Origin of the sequence: Arthrobacter cavernae (assembly GCF_017368795.1) — a bacterium.
Classification (GTDB): domain Bacteria; phylum Actinomycetota; class Actinomycetes; order Actinomycetales; family Micrococcaceae; genus Arthrobacter; species Arthrobacter cavernae.
The window spans coordinates 1-302 of the sequence record NZ_JAFNLL010000027.1 but is presented as its reverse complement, the minus strand read 5'-3'; the positions used below and the strand labels follow the sequence as shown (position 1 = coordinate 302).

At 74.2% G+C, this 302-nt stretch carries 1 protein-coding gene; it reads left to right on the top strand.

The annotated features are described in order from the left end of the window. Window positions 1-302: transketolase-like TK C-terminal-containing protein (locus J1902_RS11885; protein WP_443623204.1), on the top strand; the 302-nt coding region annotated here is incomplete at both ends.

Here is a 302-nt window from a genome sequence, read left to right as displayed (position 1 = left end):
GGCCTCCGGCGTGTCCGTGCCCTGGGCCCTGGACGCCCAGGCCATCCTCGCCGACGACTGGGGCGTGGCCGCGGACGTCTGGTCCGTGACCTCCTGGAACGAACTCCGACGCGACGGCCTCGCCGCCGAGGAGGAAGCCTTCCTCAACCCCGGCACCCCCGCCCGGACCCCCTTCGTGGCCGCCCAGCTCGCCGGCGCCACCGGACCCGTCGTGGCCGTCTCGGACTACATGAAGGCCGTCCCGGACCAGATCCGCCAGTTCCTCCCCCACGAGTTCGCCTCCCTCGGCGCGGACGGCTTCG